The organism is Pseudomonas sp. 9.2(2024), assembly GCF_039695385.1.
Classification (GTDB): Bacteria; Pseudomonadota; Gammaproteobacteria; order Pseudomonadales; family Pseudomonadaceae; genus Aquipseudomonas; species Aquipseudomonas paraglycinae.
This window is the reverse complement of the sequence record NZ_CP155585.1, coordinates 1,613,696-1,630,601: the sequence shown is the minus strand read 5'-3', so window position 1 is coordinate 1,630,601 and position 16,906 is coordinate 1,613,696. Positions and strand designations below refer to the sequence as shown.

Annotated in this window: 13 protein-coding genes and 2 tRNA genes; 11 read left to right on the top strand and 4 right to left on the bottom strand. The window is 61.3% G+C overall.

Features of this window, described 5'->3' with window-relative positions:
* Positions 1–25: 25 nt before the first annotated feature.
* Both ABFB52_RS07265 and pdeM read left to right on the top strand, forming a co-directional pair.
* On the top strand, positions 26–2,512 hold the full coding sequence (locus tag ABFB52_RS07265) for a ligase-associated DNA damage response DEXH box helicase (protein ID WP_129973907.1): 2,487 nt from the start codon (positions 26–28) through the stop codon (positions 2,510–2,512).
* Positions 2,512–3,168, top strand: coding sequence for a ligase-associated DNA damage response endonuclease PdeM (pdeM, locus tag ABFB52_RS07260; protein WP_085748170.1), 657 nt, complete (start codon positions 2,512–2,514; stop codon positions 3,166–3,168). The genes ABFB52_RS07265 and pdeM overlap by 1 nt, the downstream gene beginning before the upstream one ends.
* Before the next feature lie 39 nt (positions 3,169–3,207).
* Here pdeM and ABFB52_RS07255 read toward each other — a convergent pair whose 3' ends face one another.
* The gene (locus tag ABFB52_RS07255) at positions 3,208–3,417 is read right to left on the bottom strand and encodes a hypothetical protein (RefSeq protein WP_085605329.1); all 210 of its coding nucleotides are present in this window, start codon (positions 3,415–3,417) and stop codon (positions 3,208–3,210) included.
* Positions 3,418–3,523: 106 nt separating this feature from the next.
* Positions 3,524–4,090 carry a dCTP deaminase gene (gene dcd, locus ABFB52_RS07250; RefSeq protein WP_007954988.1) on the bottom strand — a complete coding sequence of 189 codons (567 nt, stop codon included), beginning with the start codon at positions 4,088–4,090 and terminating at the stop codon, positions 3,524–3,526.
* Between the two features lie 353 nt (positions 4,091–4,443).
* Between dcd and ABFB52_RS07245 the strand changes: the two genes are divergently transcribed.
* Positions 4,444–4,653: a cold-shock protein gene (locus ABFB52_RS07245; RefSeq protein WP_002554837.1), complete on the top strand. Its 210-nt coding sequence runs from the start codon at positions 4,444–4,446 to the stop codon at positions 4,651–4,653.
* A gap of 119 nt (positions 4,654–4,772) precedes the next feature.
* Here ABFB52_RS07245 and ABFB52_RS07240 read toward each other — a convergent pair whose 3' ends face one another.
* Positions 4,773–5,780 (bottom strand): DUF481 domain-containing protein, encoded by a 1,008-nt coding sequence (locus ABFB52_RS07240; RefSeq protein WP_085748169.1) that lies wholly within the window; start codon positions 5,778–5,780, stop codon positions 4,773–4,775.
* A gap of 177 nt (positions 5,781–5,957) precedes the next feature.
* Here ABFB52_RS07240 and ABFB52_RS07235 point away from each other — a divergent pair, with 177 nt between their 5' ends.
* From ABFB52_RS07235 to ABFB52_RS07220, 4 genes are all read left to right on the top strand, one after another.
* Positions 5,958–6,299: an MGMT family protein gene (locus tag ABFB52_RS07235; RefSeq protein ID WP_011332761.1), complete on the top strand. Its 342-nt coding sequence runs from the start codon at positions 5,958–5,960 to the stop codon at positions 6,297–6,299.
* Between the two features lie 43 nt (positions 6,300–6,342).
* Complete coding sequence (locus tag ABFB52_RS07230) at positions 6,343–7,902, top strand: AmpG family muropeptide MFS transporter (RefSeq protein ID WP_085748168.1); 1,560 nt, start codon at positions 6,343–6,345, stop codon at positions 7,900–7,902.
* Positions 7,903–8,017: 115 nt separating this feature from the next.
* Positions 8,018–9,733, top strand: a complete 1,716-nt coding sequence (locus ABFB52_RS07225) for a proline--tRNA ligase (protein WP_085748167.1) — start codon at positions 8,018–8,020, stop codon at positions 9,731–9,733.
* A gap of 17 nt (positions 9,734–9,750) precedes the next feature.
* Positions 9,751–10,704 carry a hypothetical protein gene (locus ABFB52_RS07220; RefSeq protein WP_129973908.1) on the top strand — a complete coding sequence of 318 codons (954 nt, stop codon included), beginning with the start codon at positions 9,751–9,753 and terminating at the stop codon, positions 10,702–10,704.
* A 48-nt stretch (positions 10,705–10,752) separates the two neighbouring features.
* Here ABFB52_RS07220 and dinB read toward each other — a convergent pair whose 3' ends face one another.
* On the bottom strand, positions 10,753–11,814 hold the full coding sequence (dinB, locus tag ABFB52_RS07215; RefSeq protein WP_085683305.1) for a DNA polymerase IV: 1,062 nt from the start codon (positions 11,812–11,814) through the stop codon (positions 10,753–10,755).
* A gap of 280 nt (positions 11,815–12,094) precedes the next feature.
* Here dinB and ABFB52_RS07210 point away from each other — a divergent pair.
* From ABFB52_RS07210 to ABFB52_RS07195, 4 genes are all read left to right on the top strand, one after another.
* A tRNA-Met gene (locus ABFB52_RS07210) sits at positions 12,095–12,171 on the top strand.
* 204 nt (positions 12,172–12,375) lie between these two features.
* A tRNA-Met gene (locus ABFB52_RS07205) sits at positions 12,376–12,452 on the top strand.
* Between the two features lie 277 nt (positions 12,453–12,729).
* Positions 12,730–15,369 (top strand): bifunctional lysylphosphatidylglycerol flippase/synthetase MprF, encoded by a 2,640-nt coding sequence (gene mprF, locus ABFB52_RS07200; protein WP_102686587.1) that lies wholly within the window; start codon positions 12,730–12,732, stop codon positions 15,367–15,369.
* On the top strand, positions 15,369–16,664 hold the full coding sequence (locus tag ABFB52_RS07195) for an AcvB/VirJ family lysyl-phosphatidylglycerol hydrolase (protein ID WP_129973909.1): 1,296 nt from the start codon (positions 15,369–15,371) through the stop codon (positions 16,662–16,664). The genes mprF and ABFB52_RS07195 overlap by 1 nt, the downstream gene beginning before the upstream one ends.
* Positions 16,665–16,906 lie beyond the last annotated feature (242 nt).

Here is a 16,906-nt window from a genome sequence, read left to right as displayed (position 1 = left end):
CACCTTCAGAGCACACGTCGCCGGCATGGGCACTTCCACCGACTTCGCCAAACATTGGTTCAGCGCCCGCGACTGGAAGCCGTTCGCCTTTCAGAAACAAGTGTGGGCGGCAGTCAAACGTGGCGAATCCGGCCTGCTGCACGCCAGCACCGGCGCCGGTAAAACCTACGCGGTGTGGTTTGCCGCGCTCAATCGCTTTGCCCGCTCCGGGCCTGTTGCTGCAACCACTCGCAAACGCCCTCCACCCGCCGAACCGCTGACCGTCTTGTGGATCACGCCGATGCGGGCGCTGGCCGCCGACACTGCACGCGCCCTGCAAGCGCCGCTTGATGATCTGCAGATTCCCTGGAGCGTCGGCCTGCGCACCGGCGACACCGGCAGCAGTGAACGCGCCCGGCAAAACCGGCGCCTGCCCACCACACTGATCACCACCCCGGAAAGCCTGACCCTGATGCTCGCCCGTGCCGACGCGCAAACGGCGCTGTCGACGCTACGCATGGTGGTGGTGGATGAGTGGCACGAATTGCTCGGCAACAAACGCGGTGTGCAACTGCAACTGGCCCTCGCCCGGTTGCGCCGCTGGCAGCCGGGGCTGATCGTCTGGGGCGTTTCCGCAACGCTTGGCAATCAGTCCCACGCCGAACAGGTGCTGATCCCACACGGCGACGGAATCAGTATTCAGGGGCAAAGCGAAAAGTCGCTCAAGGTCGACACCCTGCTCCCACCGGCGATCGAACGGTTTCCCTGGGCCGGGCATATCGGCTTGAAGATGTTGCCGCAGGTGGTCGCCGAACTGGATGTCTGCGCCAGCAGCCTGGTGTTCACCAACACCCGGGCGCAATCGGAAATCTGGTATCAGGCCTTGCTGGAAGCGCGACCGGACTGGGCCGGGTTGATCGCGCTGCACCACAGCTCGCTGTCCCGTGACACCCGCGACTGGGTCGAGCAGGCGCTGAAGAACGGTCAACTCAAAGCCGTGGTCTGCACTTCAAGCCTGGATCTGGGGGTGGATTTCCTGCCGGTGGAGCGGGTGCTGCAGATTGGCTCGGCCAAAGGCGTGGCGCGACTGATGCAGCGTGCCGGGCGTTCGGGGCATGCGCCCGGCAGAACGTCGCGGGTCACCCTGGTGCCGACCCACAGCCTGGAGCTGATCGAAGCCGCGGCCGCTGGCGATGCCGTGGCACAGCGGCGGATCGAACCGCGACTGTCCCCGCACAAACCGCTGGATGTGCTGGTGCAGCATCTGGTCAGCATGGCCCTGGGCGGTGGCTTTATTCCCGATGAGCTGTACGAAGAAGTCCGTGGCGCCTGGGCCTATCGTGACCTGACGCTCGCGGACTGGGCCTGGGCGCTGGCGTTCGTACGCCACGGCGGGATGTCGCTGACGGCGTACCCGGATTACCGCCGGGTCGAGCCGGATGAGCACGGGATCTGGCGCGTCCCCGATGCCCGCCTGGCGCGCCGCCATCGCATGAGCATCGGCACCATCGTCAGTGATGCCGCGATCCATTTGAAGTTCTGGAGCAAGGGCGGAGGCGGCAAACAGCTGGGCAGCGTTGAAGAAGGCTTTATCGCTCGCCTCAAACCTGGCGATGGGTTTCTGTTCGCCGGTCGCTTGCTGGAGCTGGTGCGGGTGGAAAACATGACCGCCTATGTCAAACGCAGCACGGCGAAAAAAGCCGCGGTGCCGCGCTGGAATGGCGGGCGCATGCCGCTCTCCAATGAATTGGCCGAAGCGGTGGTCAGCCGGTTCAGCGCGGCGGCACAAGGCGAGTTTGCCGGCCCGGAAATGCAGGCCTTGCGCCCGTTACTGGAAACGCAGATGCGCTGGTCAGGCCTGCCGACCGTCAACAATCTGCTGGCCGAAGTGCTGAAATCCCGCGAAGGCTGGCACCTTTTCCTCTACCCGTTTGCAGGACGCCAGGTGCATCTGGGCCTGGCCAGCCTGCTGGCGTGGCGGGTCAGTCAGCGTTTGCCTGTGACTTTCTCGATTGCGGTCAACGATTACGGACTGGAATTGCTCAGCGCCACGCCCGTTGACTGGCCTGTGCAACTGGATGGCGCCCTGCTCAGTCCCGAGGACTTATTGAGGGATGTGCTGGCCAGCCTCAATGCGGGGGAACTGGCACTGCGCAGGTTTCGGGAAATCGCGCGGATTGCCGGGCTGGTGTTTGCCGGTTACCCCGGCGCGCCGAAAAGCACCCGTCAGGTGCAGGCCTCCAGCGGGCTGTTCTTCGAAGTGTTCAAACAATACGACGCCGACAACCTGCTACTGGCGCAGGCCGGGGAAGAAGTCCTGCGGGAAGAACTGGATATTCGTCGACTGGAACAGACATTGGAGCGGATCAAACGGATGAAACTGGACATGCACCTGATCAAACGTCCTACACCGCTCGGGTTTCCATTGCTGGTGGAACGCATGCGCGAAAGCATGAGTTCGGAAAAACTCGCCGACCGCATCCGCCGAATGGTCGGCGATCTGGAACAAACTGCCGACAAGGGCCAATCCTGATGAACGCGCCCTACCCGGTGCGTCTGGCAGGCGAAGACCTCTGGCTGCTGCCGGAAAAGGCACTGTACTGGCCGGCGCAACAGGCGCTGCTGATTGCCGATGTGCATTTCGGCAAGGCTGCCGCTTACCGGCGCCTGGGGCAGCCGGTGCCGCAGGGCACGACAGCGAGCAACATCGCCGTGATCGAGCAGTTGCTGGCGAAACTGCCGTGTCGGCAACTGATCTTTCTTGGGGATTTTCTGCACGGGCCCGGTTCGCATGCCCCGGGCACTTTGAGTGCTCTGTCTGAGTGGCGCTCACGCCACGCCGATCTGCCGATCACGCTGATTCGCGGTAATCACGATAAACGCGCCGGTGATCCGCCAGCGACGCTGAACATTCGGGTGGTGCCGGAGCCGATGCTGCTCGGGCCCTTCGCGTTGCAGCACGAACCCGATCCGCACCCTGAACGCCACGTGCTTGCAGGCCACGTCCACCCGGTCTATCGGTTGAACGGCAAGGGGCGTCAGCGTTTGCGTCTGGCGTGTTTCAGGCTGGGGGAACGCATCAGCCTGCTGCCGGCGTTTGGCGCCTTCACCGGCGGTTATCCGGTGGAGAAGGAAGACAGCTGTCGGATCTTTGTCATTGGCGACAACGAAATATGGCCCGTCGGCTGAAGTCCTGTTCAGGATTCAGCCGACGGGCCATACATTCGATCAAGCGACAGGCGCAGGTGGCGGTTTGTCCGGCAGCGTAGGCTCGCCGGGCTCGGTCGGTTCTTCGTTGGGGGTATCGGGATCGGGCTGGTGAGGAATTCCGCCAGCCATGGCGATGGGCGGGTGTGCCAACAAGGACCAGGCCAATACGCCAATCTGATTGGGCTCGAGCCTTGCCAGTTCGGCAGTGATTTGCGGATCGATCTTCATGGAGCACTCCTCGGCGAAGGCCCGTCCCGCTGTTCGCGAAACGGGCAGTACACCCCATAGAGTGTCTACCCGCCGAAGAATTCCCGGTAACTGCCGGATGGACGGATCAGGTGCGCGGCAGGGTCACGCCACGCTGGCCCTGGTACTTGCCCGCACGATCCTTGTAGGAGACTTCGCATTCCTCGTCGGATTCGAGGAACAGCATCTGCGCCACGCCTTCGTTGGCGTAGATCTTCGCCGGCAGGTTGGTGGTGTTGGAGAACTCCAGGGTCACCTGGCCTTCCCACTCGGGCTCGAGCGGAGTGACGTTGACGATGATGCCGCAGCGAGCGTAAGTGCTCTTGCCCAGGCAGATGGTCAGGACGTTGCGTGGAATACGGAAGTATTCAACGGTCGTGGCCAGGGCGAAGGAGTTTGGCGGAATGATGCAGACGTCGCTGTGGACATCGACGAAGCTGCCAGCGTCGAAGTTTTTCGGATCGACGATGGCCGAATTGATGTTGGTGAACACCTTGAAATGATTGGTGCAACGCACATCGTAGCCGTAGCTCGACACACCGTAGGAGATCACACGGCTGTCGTCGCTGCCACGTACCTGGCGCTCGACGAACGGCTCGATCATGCCGTGTTCCTGCGCCATGCGGCGAATCCACTTGTCCGATTTGATGCTCATGGCGGGTGTCCTGAATAGCGAGGTGGAAAAAATCTGTCCGGCATCTTACCGGGCGCGCCGCCGGGTTCAAAGTCCGGGCTGCAAATCTCGGCGAACGTGCAGGAATTACGCGGCCTGGCGACGAACCGTCACACCGCCGATCCCTAAAACAGAGAAACCTTCGCAAGAAGCATTGGCACGTTCCGGAAAAAGGGTTAAGGTGGCGCCACTGTGCTGCTTGTGTCACTGAGAATCTCTACACGATATGTTGAATTTCGATCCAACCATCTACAAGAATTTTTCCTGCTCTTTGCACTCAGTCTCGGCCAGGGTTCTTCCTGAGTCGCAGTTATCTTTGTTCAAGGAGTTACACCATGTCTAATCGCCAAACCGGTACCGTTAAGTGGTTCAACGATGAAAAAGGCTTCGGCTTCATCACTCCACAATCCGGTGACGACCTGTTCGTTCACTTCAAAGCTATCCAATCCGACGGCTTCAAAAGCCTGAAAGAAGGCCAACAGGTTTCTTTCATCGCTACCCGCGGTCAGAAAGGCATGCAAGCTGAGGAAGTACAAGTTATCTAACTTGTAGCTTCTTTAGTAAAAGGCCCCGCCCTCAAAAGCGGGGCTTTTTTGTGGGCGTCTGTTTTTCCAGGCGCAAAAAAAAGATCGCAGCCTGCGAAGGCTGCGATCTTTTTTGTTGCTTACCAAGCGACGCCGAAGCCGGCGGTGTAGCGGGTCTTGCTCAAGTCCGCATCCTCGGTGCCGCTGATGATGTCGCGCTCAGCCTTGAGGTTGAGGGATGCCCAGTCGGTGACCTTGTAGCGCAGGCCCATTTCCGCATCCAGCGCGTAGTCAGCCACGCCGGACAACGGCTTGCCGACTTCGCCATTGGTGAAGAACTCGACCTTCTTGCCGATCAGGTAGCGGTTGTAGTCCCACTTCATGGCGACCGAATAGAAGTTGTCCTTGCTGCCATCGCGATACTGGTAGTCCGTGCGGTTGAGCAGCGAGCCGAGGGAGAACGCCCCCAGCTCGTCATCCCAGAACTGGTAACCCGGACCGGTACCGACCACGCGCTGGCGCGCCAGCTCTTCGATGTGATCGCGCTTGTAGTTCAGGCGGCCCTGCCAGAACCACTTGTCCGTCAGGAAGCGGTCGAGTGCGTACTCGGCGCGCCAGTTGTCGGTGGTGGTCACGTCGTCCTGCACTTCGCGGTTGTACTCGCCCTCGGCGGTGTGCCGCCAGCGACCATGGCGGGCGGACGTCTTGAAGCCGATGTCGTAGTCGTCGGTGTCCTTTTCCGCACGCTGGTAATCCAGCGCCAGGTCGACATTGCCCTTCCACACCAGATCCTCGACCACCGGTTTGGGCTTGAGAATCTGCTGAATGCTCGCCAGCTCCACGGTTTTCGGCGCTTCGCCGTTGGCAAGGATGACCTTGCCGTCTTCGGCAGCGGTCAGCGACTTGGCCTTCTCGCCGTTGTAGGCGTCCTGCTTGACCAGCAGTTCCTGATCGCTCTCCAGGGTCTTGACCTGCTTCCAGTCGATGGTGACGGCCCCGGCGTACTGGGTCTGGACCAGCAACTTGCCGCCGTCGAACAGCGTGATTTTACCGCTCAGCTTGTCACCGTTCTTCAACCAGACGGTGTCGGCAAGCAAAGGTGTGGACGCACTGAAGACAGCAAGGCACAGCAGGGTTCTGGACAACATAAGCGAATCGAAGACTCAAGTTTGCGAAAAAAGGGTCGGCATTATCCGTAGGAATAATTCCCTGACAAGGAGTGACCCGGCTAATTCTGTTGAGTTCATTTCTCAATTGCCCCTCCACCGATTACGCTTAAGGACATAACGCGATCAAGCTCAGGAACCGCGCACGTGACAGACCCGATGCATGCCTGCGAAAACGATCCGCAAATCCGACGCACGGCACTCTATTCCACCCTCGCCCAAGTGCCTGAGGGCAAAGTCGTCAGCTATGGTCAGTTGGCCGAACTGGCGGGATTGGGGCGCGCCGCCCGCTGGGTCGGCCGGACCCTGAGCCAATTGCCCGGCGACACCAAACTGCCCTGGCACCGCGTACTCGGCGCCGGCGGTCGGATCAGCCTGCCGGCGGGCAGCCCGTCCGGGGACGAACAGCGGGCTCGATTGCGCATGGAAGGCATCACCGTCCTGAACAATCGTGTGGATATTCGGCGCCATGGCTGGCGTCCGGTAGAGCACAGCGGTTAGAGTGCGCGCTTTGTTTTCGCAATCTTGAGGCAGACTTCAGCCCATGCCCCGTAAAACCTGGCGCGCCGCGCTCGCCGCCTATGCCAGTCCTTCGACGCTCGTGCTGTTGTTGCTGGGTTTCGCCGCCGGCCTGCCGTACATGCTGGTGTTCTCGACACTTTCGGTCTGGCTGCGTGAAGCCGGTGTGGCCCGCGAGACGATCGGCTACGCCAGCCTGATCGGTCTGGCCTACGCCTTCAAATGGGTCTGGTCGCCCCTGCTCGACCAATGGCGCCTGCCGCTGCTGGGCAAGCTGGGTCGTCGCCGTTCGTGGCTGGTACTTTCACAGACGCTGGTGATCCTCGGTCTGATCGGCATGGGCTTTTGCGACCCGCAAAAACACCTGTCTTGGCTGATCGCCATCGCGGTGGTCGTTGCATTCGCCTCCGCCACCCAGGATATCGCCGTCGACGCCTATCGACTGGAAATCGCCGAAGACAACCGCCAGGCCGCACTGGCCGCCAGTTACATGTCCGGTTATCGGATCGCCGCCCTGCTCGCGACCGCGGGTGCGCTGTTCTTCGCCGAGGGCTTCGGCTCTACAGGCTTCAAGTACCAGCATTCGGCCTGGACCGGCACCTACGTGCTGTTCGGTGCCCTGATGGTGCCTGCCCTGCTCACCACCCTGCTGATGCGCGAGCCGCCGGTGCCGTTGCGCACCCAGTTGCAGGCGGGGCGTTACACCTTCATGCATCAGTTGATGTCGGTGTTCGTGCTGATCATTTTGCTGGTCTCCGTGCCGGCCATGTTCACCCAGCTCTACAACACCGATTTCGCCAGCGTGCTGTTTGGCGACATGAGCCCGCTGGACCTGCTGCTGGAAGACCGGGCGTTCTTGCGCGCGATTCTCTACACCACGCTGACCTGCCTGTGCCTCTCGGCCATGGGCCGTCGCGGTCTGGCGCCAGTGCTGACACCGGTCAACGACTTCATCCTGCGCTACCGCTGGCAGGCGTTGCTGCTGCTCGGCCTGATCGCCACCTATCGAATGTCCGACACGGTGATGGGCGTGATGGCCAACGTGTTCTACATCGACCAGGGTTTCACCAAGGACCAGATCGCCAGCGTCAGCAAGATCTTCGGTCTGATCATGACCCTCGTCGGCGCCGGCATGGGCGGTCTGCTGATCGTGCGCTTCGGTATCCTGCCGATCCTGTTCATCGGCGGTGCCGCGTCGGCGGGCACCAATCTGCTGTTCCTGATGCTGGCCGACATGGGCCCGAACCTGCAAATGCTGGTGGTGACGATTTCCCTCGACAACTTCAGTTCGGGCCTGGCCACCTCGGCGTTCGTCGCCTACCTGTCGAGCCTGACCAACCTGAAGTTCTCCGCCACCCAGTACGCCCTGCTCAGCTCGATCATGCTCCTGCTGCCACGCCTGATCGGCGGCTACTCCGGGGTGATGGTGGAGAAATTCGGTTATCACAACTTCTTCCTCATCACCGCGCTGCTCGGTGTTCCGACCCTGGTGCTGATCGCCCTGCACTGGTTCCAGGAAAGCCGCCGCGAAGGCCCGACGCCGACCCCGGAACCTGCACCGACCTCCGTCGTGGAAGAATCGTAAGACATCTCGCACCCGGCGAGAGGCTTCGCGCCGGGGTTGCACTTCTGTACGTCGGCGGATCTCGCCGTTACACTGCTCCGTCATTTCCAGTCATAGCAACCGACAACGGCCAACCATGCGCACCAGTCAATTTTTGCTCGCCACACAGAAAGAAACGCCTTCCGACGCGGTCGTGATCAGCCACCAGCTGATGCTGCGCGCCGGCATGATCCGCAAACTCGCCTCGGGCCTGTACACCTGGCTGCCGATGGGCTTGCGAGTGATGCGCAAGGTGGAAGCCATCGTTCGCGAAGAAATGAACGCCGCCGGCTCTCTGGAAGTGTTGATGCCGAGCACCCAACCGGCCGAGCTGTGGCAGGAATCGGGACGCTGGGAAGAATACGGCCCTGAGCTGCTGCGCATCAAAGACCGCCACGGTCGTGATTTCTGCGCGGGCCCGACCCACGAAGAAGTGATCACCGATCTGATGCGCAACGAGTTGAGCAGCTACAAACAGCTGCCGATCAACCTGTACCAGATCCAGACCAAATTCCGTGACGAAATCCGTCCACGCTTCGGCCTGATGCGCGGTCGCGAATTCATCATGAAGGACTCGTACTCCTTCCATGCGGATCAGGCATCGCTGCAGATCACCTATGACCGCATGCACGAAGCGTACTGCAACATCTTCACCCGCCTGGGCCTGAAGTTCCGTCCGGTGGAAGCCGACAACGGGTCGATCGGTGGCGCCGGTTCCCACGAGTTCCACGTGCTTGCCGAGTCCGGCGAAGACGACATCGTCTTCAGCAACGGTTCCGACTACGCGGCGAACATCGAGAAGGCCGAAGCCGTGCCGCGTGAAACCTCGCGCGCCGCGCCAAGCGAAGAGCTGCGCCTGGTCGACACACCAGACACCAAGACCATCGCGGCCCTGGTGGAGAAATTCAATCTGCCGATTGAAAAGACCATCAAGACCCTGATCGTGCACGCGGAAGAAGAAGGCAAGCTGATTGCACTGATCATCCGTGGCGACCACGAGCTGAACGAAATCAAGGCTGCCCAGCAACCTGGTGTTGCCAGCCCGCTGGTCATGGCCTCCGATGCCGAACTGCGTGACGCCATTGGCGCCGGTGCCGGCTCCCTCGGCCCGCTGAACCTGCCGCTGCCAATCATCATCGACCGTTCGGTCGAGCTGATGAGCGACTTCGCCATCGGTGCCAACATCGACGACAAGCACTACTTCGGCGTGAACTGGGAGCGTGACCTGCCGGTTCCGACCGTGGCCGACCTGCGTAACGTCGTGGCTGGTGACCCAAGCCCGGACGGCAAGGGCACCCTGGAAATCAAGCGCGGCATCGAAGTCGGGCACATCTTCCAGCTGGGCAACAAGTACAGCAAGGCGATGAAGTGCGAAGTGCTGGGCGAGAACGGCAAGCCGGTGACCCTGGAAATGGGTTGCTACGGTATCGGCGTTTCCCGCGTGGTGGCTGCCGCCATCGAGCAGAACAACGACGAGAACGGCATCATCTGGAGCGACACCCTGGCGCCGTTCCAGATCGCCCTGGTGCCGCTGCGCTATGAAACCGAGCTGGTGCGCGAAGCCACCGACAAGCTGTACGCGGAACTGACCGCGGCCGGCTTCGAAGTGCTGCTGGACGACCGCGACAAGAAAACCAGCCCGGGCATCAAGTTCGCGGACATGGAGCTGATCGGCATTCCGCACCGGATCGTGGTCAGCGACCGCGGCCTCGCCGAAGGCAACCTGGAATACAAGAGCCGTACCGAAGGCCAGGCGCAAGCGCTGCCGGTTGCCGACGTGCTGTCTTTCCTTCAGGCCCGTATCCGCCGCTGAAACCAGATAGAGACGTCATGTTCAAGCGAAACACCTTAGGCCTCGGTGGTGCCGCCCTGTGCGGCACCCTGCTGGTCAGCGGCTGTGCCAATCACATGTCACAACGCAGCGAGCACGAGGAACGTGTCGAGCGCAAACTGCTCGATCACAGCCTGCAGATCGATGTCGGCGAGCCCAAGGTGCTTGAGCTGCCGCAACGGCGCGTGAAGATCAACGAACAGAAGATTTTCGAAGTCACCGAGTTCGAGGTCACCCGCCATTACGACCGTTACACGCCTTACCAGCCATGGCGGGAGATCTACGAGATTCCGCTGGGCGCGGTGGCGGTGGTCGGCGGCGTCGGCGCGAACGTGGTCAACGTGTTTGCCCTCGGCAATCTGCCCGACAGCGTGACACGGGACTGGCTCAGCTACGGTTTCGCCGGCCTCAACCCGTTCATGAACGTGCAATCCAACGGTCGCGCGCAACAGAACCTGGCCGGCATCGACGAAGTCCAGCGCGACAAGCGCACGGAATATTCGAGCCTGCCGTGGAGCGAGCGCCCGGTTCAGGTCAAGGTTGGCAAGCAGACCTTCGACATGACCACCGATCGAAACGGCGTGCTGCGCCTGAACCTGCTGGACAGCCCGTTCGCCGAAAACGACCTCAATCATGTGGGCAAACTGCAGATCAGCGTCGAAGACAGCAAGGATGACGTGCATTCCGACTCGTCTTTGGCGATCAGCACTCACCTGCGCGGCAAGCTGCTGGAAGCTCACGGGCTGATCTACGACGATCTGGAAGACGACGAAGTGAGCCAGTGGGTGCACCGGGTCAAGCGTCTGTCGGAACTGGGTCTGGAAGAAGAAGCCAGTGAGCTGGAACAAAGCCTGATCGAACTGACCCGCAACGATCCCGAGTTGCAGGCCGAATTCCTCAAGTCCCTGACCCGGGATGCGGGGCGTCTGGTGGCGGATCCGGGGCCGAACTGAAACCCCTGAAAAAATGCCCGAACCTGCTTCGGGCATTTTTTTGCTCGTCTATCGCTCGAACAGCTCCATCTGCTCGAACCCGCCGCGCAAATCCTCGAGCCGCACACCCACTCCCAATAGCCGTACCGGTTTGCCACCGCGATTGAACGCTTGCGTCAGCATCAACTGGTAACTGCCCAGATCCCGCCCTGCCCCGGCCTGCTCCAGCGTGGTCTGGGTGAAATCGTGAAACTTCACTTTGACGAACGGCTTGCCCGGCCGGTAGCTGCTGTCGATCCGCGCCATGCGGGTTTTCAGGGTTTCCAGCAATTCCGGGAGCTTGTCGAGGCAACTGCGCAGGTCCGGCAGATCGACGTCGTAGGTGTTTTCGACACTGATCGACTGACGGCGACTGTCGTTGTGTACCAACCGCTCATCAATCCCACGGGCCAGACTCCACAATCGCTCGCCAAAACTGCCGAATTCCCGCACCAGCGCCAGCTTGTCCCACTCGCGCAATTGCAGACAGTCACTGATACCGAGCCTGCTCAGCTTGTCGGCGGTGACCTTGCCCACCCCGTGCAACTTGCTCACCGGCAGACCACTGACAAAGTCTTCGACCTGATCCGGGGTGATCACGAACAATCCGTTGGGCTTTCTCCAGTCGCTGGCGATCTTGGCCAGAAACTTGTTCGGCGCCACGCCGGCGGAGACGGTGATGTGCAATTGATTGGAAACCCGGCGACGAATGTCCTGGGCAATGCGCGTGGCGCTGCCGCCGAAATGCGCGCTGTCCGAGACATCAAGATAGGCCTCGTCCAGGGAAAGCGGCTCGATCAGGTCGGTGTAATCGCTGAAGATCGTATGAATTTCCTTCGAGGCCTCGCGATAGGCATCCATTCGCGGCTTGACGATGGTCAGGTCCGGGCACAGCTTCAAGGCATGCCCGGACGACATCGCCGAACGAACGCCATAAGCCCGCGCCTCATAGTTGCAGGTGGCGATCACCCCGCGCCTGTCCGCCGAGCCACCCACCGCCAACGGCTTGCCGGCGAGACTCGGGTCATCCCGCATCTCGATGGCGGCGTAGAAACAGTCACAGTCGACGTGGATGATTTTTCGCTGAGTCATGACAGAAAAGTAAACGTGGCGAGCCGGACCGGCAGTATCTCACTGACACCTGTATATAGCACCAGTGGTAGGAATGTTCTTTTCAGTTTGTAGGAAACGGACTTTGAATTTATTTTCTCAATCGAAAACCAACCTCCAATAGAGCTGAAACCCTTGCCCTGCCTGACCTGCAGCCCCCGAAAAGACCGTCCGTCAGCGCTAACCGATTGAAGCTGAAGAGGTTTTATCCAAATTGAAGGTTGACACCCCGGCGTTCCTCTGTAGAATGCCGCCACACAGACGCGGGATGGAGCAGTCTGGTAGCTCGTCGGGCTCATAACCCGAAGGTCGTCGGTTCAAATCCGGCTCCCGCAACCAAACATCAGAAAAGGCCAATCGAAAGATTGGCCTTTTTTGTGCGCGTCTGTTTTTTCGGATCCAGCCGCATATTCCGGAAATCGTTCCGATTCCGAAACTTAGCGCTCCCCTGCGACCGTTTGCCGCGATTGCACACTTATTTGACCCTTCTCGGGATTATCGGTTGACACCCCGCCGTTCGCCTGTAGAATGCCGCCACACAGACGCGGGATGGAGCAGTCTGGTAGCTCGTCGGGCTCATAACCCGAAGGTCGTCGGTTCAAATCCGGCTCCCGCAACCAAACATCAAAAAAGGCTACTCGAAAGAGTGGCCTTTTTTGTATCTGTGGAAAAAGTCCTTTCGCAACAATGATCTGTCACTGTGCAGTACCGTTCAGGATCTGAAGACCGCCAAGTTGCGACTATGCTTGAAGTCGCGGGCAAGGCGTCTGCAATCCAGGAGCTGCCCTCGCCGATACCCGGTGAGAGGCGTAGTATTTTGTGATTATTTTTTTCTACAGGGATTGGTAACTTGGCTGGATACCTCCATCCTGTCGCGCACAATCCAAGAGGTGATTGATGCGCGCCAACTCGTCTGATTCACAAGACACCGTCACAGCAAACCCACCGATCAAACCTGAGCGTTTGCGCCTGCTGGATCGGATCAGCAAATACCGGCAACCGATCGGTCTGGCGGTCACTTTGCTGCTGTTCGCCATTGCGCTGATTGCCTGTCGCCATCTGCTCAGCGAACTCGATCTCGACGCCTTGCACGACTCGATTCTCGACGTGCCGAAACCGGCCCTGCTCGGTGCCCTCGGTGCGACAGTCGTCGGCTTCATCATTCTGCTCGGCTACGAATGGTCGGCCAGCCGTTATGCTCGCGTGACGCTGGCGCCGAAAGTGCTGGCACTGGGCGGCTTCACCGCGTTTGCCATCGGCAACGCCATCGGCCTGTCGATGCTGTCCGGTGGCTCGGTGCGATACCGTCTATATGCACGCCATGGCCTGGGCGCTTCCGAAGTCGCGCACATGACCCTGTTCGCCAGCCTGTCGCTGGGCTGCGCTCTGCCGCCGCTGGCCGCGCTTGCGACCCTGAGCAACCTGCCCGCCGCCTCACAGGCACTGGGGCTCTCCGAGACCTTGTTGGGGACGGTTGCCGGCGTGGTGCTGCTGCTCGGCGCGATCCTGGCCATCGGCATCTATCGCCGGCGCCTGCCGGAACAACCTTATCCGGACAACCTGCTGGTCCGTGCCGGTCGTCGCACCCTGCGCCTGCCGGGTCGTCGCCTGACGTTCCTGCAACTGGTCATCACCGCCCTCGACGTCGCCGCCGCTGCAACCGTCCTTTATCTGTTGCTGCCGGAAGCGCCGCCCTTCGGTGCGTTCCTGCTGGTTTATCTGCTGGCACTGGCCGCCGGTGTACTCAGTCACGTTCCAGGTGGCGTAGGTGTCTTCGAAGCCATTCTGCTCGCGGCGTTTGCCGACAAACTCGGCGCCGCGCCATTGGCTGCCGCCCTGCTTCTGTATCGCCTGATCTACGTGGTGCTGCCGTTGCTGGTGGCCTGCGTGCTGTTGCTGATCAACGAAGGCCAGCGCCTGTTTCAGTCGCAGACCATGCGTGCGGCTTCCGGCCTGGCAGCACCGATTCTCGCGGTGCTGGTGTTCCTGTCCGGCGTGGTGCTGCTGTTTTCCGGCGCGACGCCAGAGATCGACACCCGTCTGGAACACATCGGTTTTCTGATTCCTCACCGTCTGGTCGACGCCTCGCACTTTGGCGCCAGCCTGATCGGCGTGCTGTGCCTGATGCTCGCCCAGGGCCTGCGTCGCCGGTTGTCGGCGGCGTGGATGCTGACCACCATTCTTTTGCTGGTGGGCGCCCTGCTCTCGCTGCTCAAGGGTTTCGACTGGGAAGAAGCGACCCTGATGACCCTCACCGCCGCGCTACTGGGGGTGTTCCGTCGTTCGTTCTACCGCCCAAGCCGCCTGACCGAACTGCCGTTCTCGCCGCTGTATCTGGTGGCCAGTCTGTGCGTACTCGGCGCCTCGACGTGGCTTTTGCTGTTCGCTTATCAGGACGTTCCTTACAGCCATCAACTGTGGTGGCAGTTCACTCTCGACGCCGACGCCCCGCGCGGCCTGCGCTCGCTGCTCGGCGCCGCCGTGTTGCTGCTGGTAATCGCCCTGACCTGGCTGCTGCGCACCGCTCGCCCGGTGATCCATCTGCCGACACCGGATGAACTGGAACGCGCCTCGAAGATTCTGATGGCCTCCTCGCAACCGGACGGCGGCCTGGCCCTGACCGGCGACAAGGCGCTGCTGTTTCATCCCAACGACGAAGCCTTCCTGATGTACGCCCGCCGCGGCCGCAGTCTGGTGGCCCTGTACGACCCGATCGGCCCCGGCCAGCAACGGGCCGAAATGATCTGGCAGTTCCGCGACCTGTGCGACATCCATCACGCCCGCCCCGTGTTCTATCAGGTGCGCGCCGAGAACCTGCCGTACTACATGGACATCGGCCTGACCGCGATCAAGCTGGGCGAGGAAGCCCGGGTCGATCTGCATCGCTTTGACCTGGAAGCCAAGGGCAAGGAGATGAAGGACCTGCGCTACACCTGGAACCGTGGCACCCGTGACGGCCTGTCGCTGGAGATCCATGAGCCGGGCCAGGCGCCGATGGATGAGCTCAAGGTGATTTCCGATGCCTGGCTGACCGGCAAGAACGTGCGCGAGAAAGGTTTCTCCCTCGGCCGTTTCAGCGATGATTACCTGAAGCATTTCCGCATTGCGGTGATTCGCTTCGAAGGTCGCCCGGTGGCGTTCGCCAACCTGCTCGAGACCTACAGCCATGACCTGGCCAGTCTCGACCTGATGCGCGCGCACCCGGACGCCCCCAAGCTGACCATGGAATTCATGATGGTCGGTCTGATTCAACACTATAAGAGTCACGGATACGCGCGCTTCAGCCTGGGCATGGTGCCGCTGTCGGGGTTGCAACCCCGGCGCGGTGCACCGCTGACCCAGCGTCTGGGCTCGATGGTTTTCCGCCGTGGTGAGCAGCTGTACAACTTCCAAGGCTTGCGCCGCTTCAAAGACAAGTTCCAGCCTGACTGGGAACCCCGTTATATGGCCGTGCCCGCCGGACTCGATCCGCTGGTGGCGCTGGCCGACACTGCTGCCCTGATCGCGGGCGGCTTGACTGGATTGGTGAAACGCTGATGATTCAACGCTCCCTGAAGTACATCCTGGTCGCACTGCTGGTGCTGGCCGCGATTGCCGGTGGCGGTTTCTGGTACCTCAAACGCCCGGCACCGGAACCGACCCTCGAACAGCTCACCCCGGCCGATGGCGCCGCCATGACCCGGGTCATCCCCGGCACCAAGCCCAAGGCCCAGGTGCTGGTGGCGGTCAACGAAGACCAGAAACTCAGCGACAAGCAACTGAGCACCCTGAGCCGCAGCGCTTCGGCGCAGATCGTTCAGGTGATTCTGCCCAAGGACTGCCTGCTGCAAAGCCGCGCCCTGCAAGCCGGCCTGCGTGAACTGAACGGCCCGGCGACCCTGGTCAGCGGCATCGGCCCCGGCGCCGTGCTGGCGTGGCGCTGGCTGTCCGAGCAGAAAGACGACAAGGCTCAAGCCGTATCGGTCGACCTGGCCCTGGAAAAACCTGGCTGCACCCACCTGCTGCCGAAGTCCGCCGCCCACGGCCACTGGCTGGTGGCGTGGAACGACAACCCGGACGACACCAGCGCCGGTTTCGTGCGCGATCAACCGAACGCCGAAACCAGCATCAGCGACTACGACATCAACCTGCCGCAAGTGCTGAACAACGAACTGCGCAAGATCCTCGTCGGCGGCGACAAGGCCAACGGCGGCCTGCAGATCCCGGTGGTGGAAGTCCCGGCCGGCCAGGCCAAGGACACCGTGACCCTGTTCCTGTCCGGTGACGGCGGCTGGCGCGATCTGGACCGCGACGTGGCCGGTGAAATGGCCAAGATCGGCTACCCTGTCGTCGGCATCGACACCCTGCGCTACTACTGGCAGCACAAGAGCCCGGAACAGAGCGCCCTGGACCTGACCGAACTGATGCAGCACTACCGCCAGAAATGGGGCACCAAGCGCTTCATCCTGACGGGTTACTCATTCGGCGCCGACGTCCTGCCGGCCATCTACAACCGCCTGCCGGAAACCGAGCAGCAACGCGTCGACGCAATCATCCTGCTGGCCTTCGCCCGCACCGGCAGCTTCGAAATCGAAGTCGAAGGCTGGCTCGGCAACGCCGGCAAAGAAGCCGCCACCGGCCCGGAAATGGCCAAGCTGCCACCGGCCAAGGTCGTGTGCATCTACGGTGAAGAAGAAACCGACGAAAGCGGCTGCACCGACAAGACCGCGGTGGGCGAAGCAGTGAAGCTGCCTGGCGGCCACCACTTCGACGAGAACTACCCGGCGCTGGCCAAGCGCTTGGTGGACTTGATCGAGAAGCGCCAGAACACGGCGCAGGTGGCGGAAGAGTGATCTGAAGCGCACCAACGAAAAGCCCCCGCAACTTCGCAGTTGCAGGGGCTTTTTCATTTAATGCTTGACTCTTCATGAAACTGAAATCGCCAGGTGTCCACATTCCATAAAACGTGGACACCTGCTTCATTGGCCTTTTCGAGTCGTCAACTCCACATTCATCTGCCGCACCAAAGCCGCGCAAAACCGCCATCAACGTTTAGTTTCGTTTACGTCTGGTGTCGCAATATCAGATGACGTCC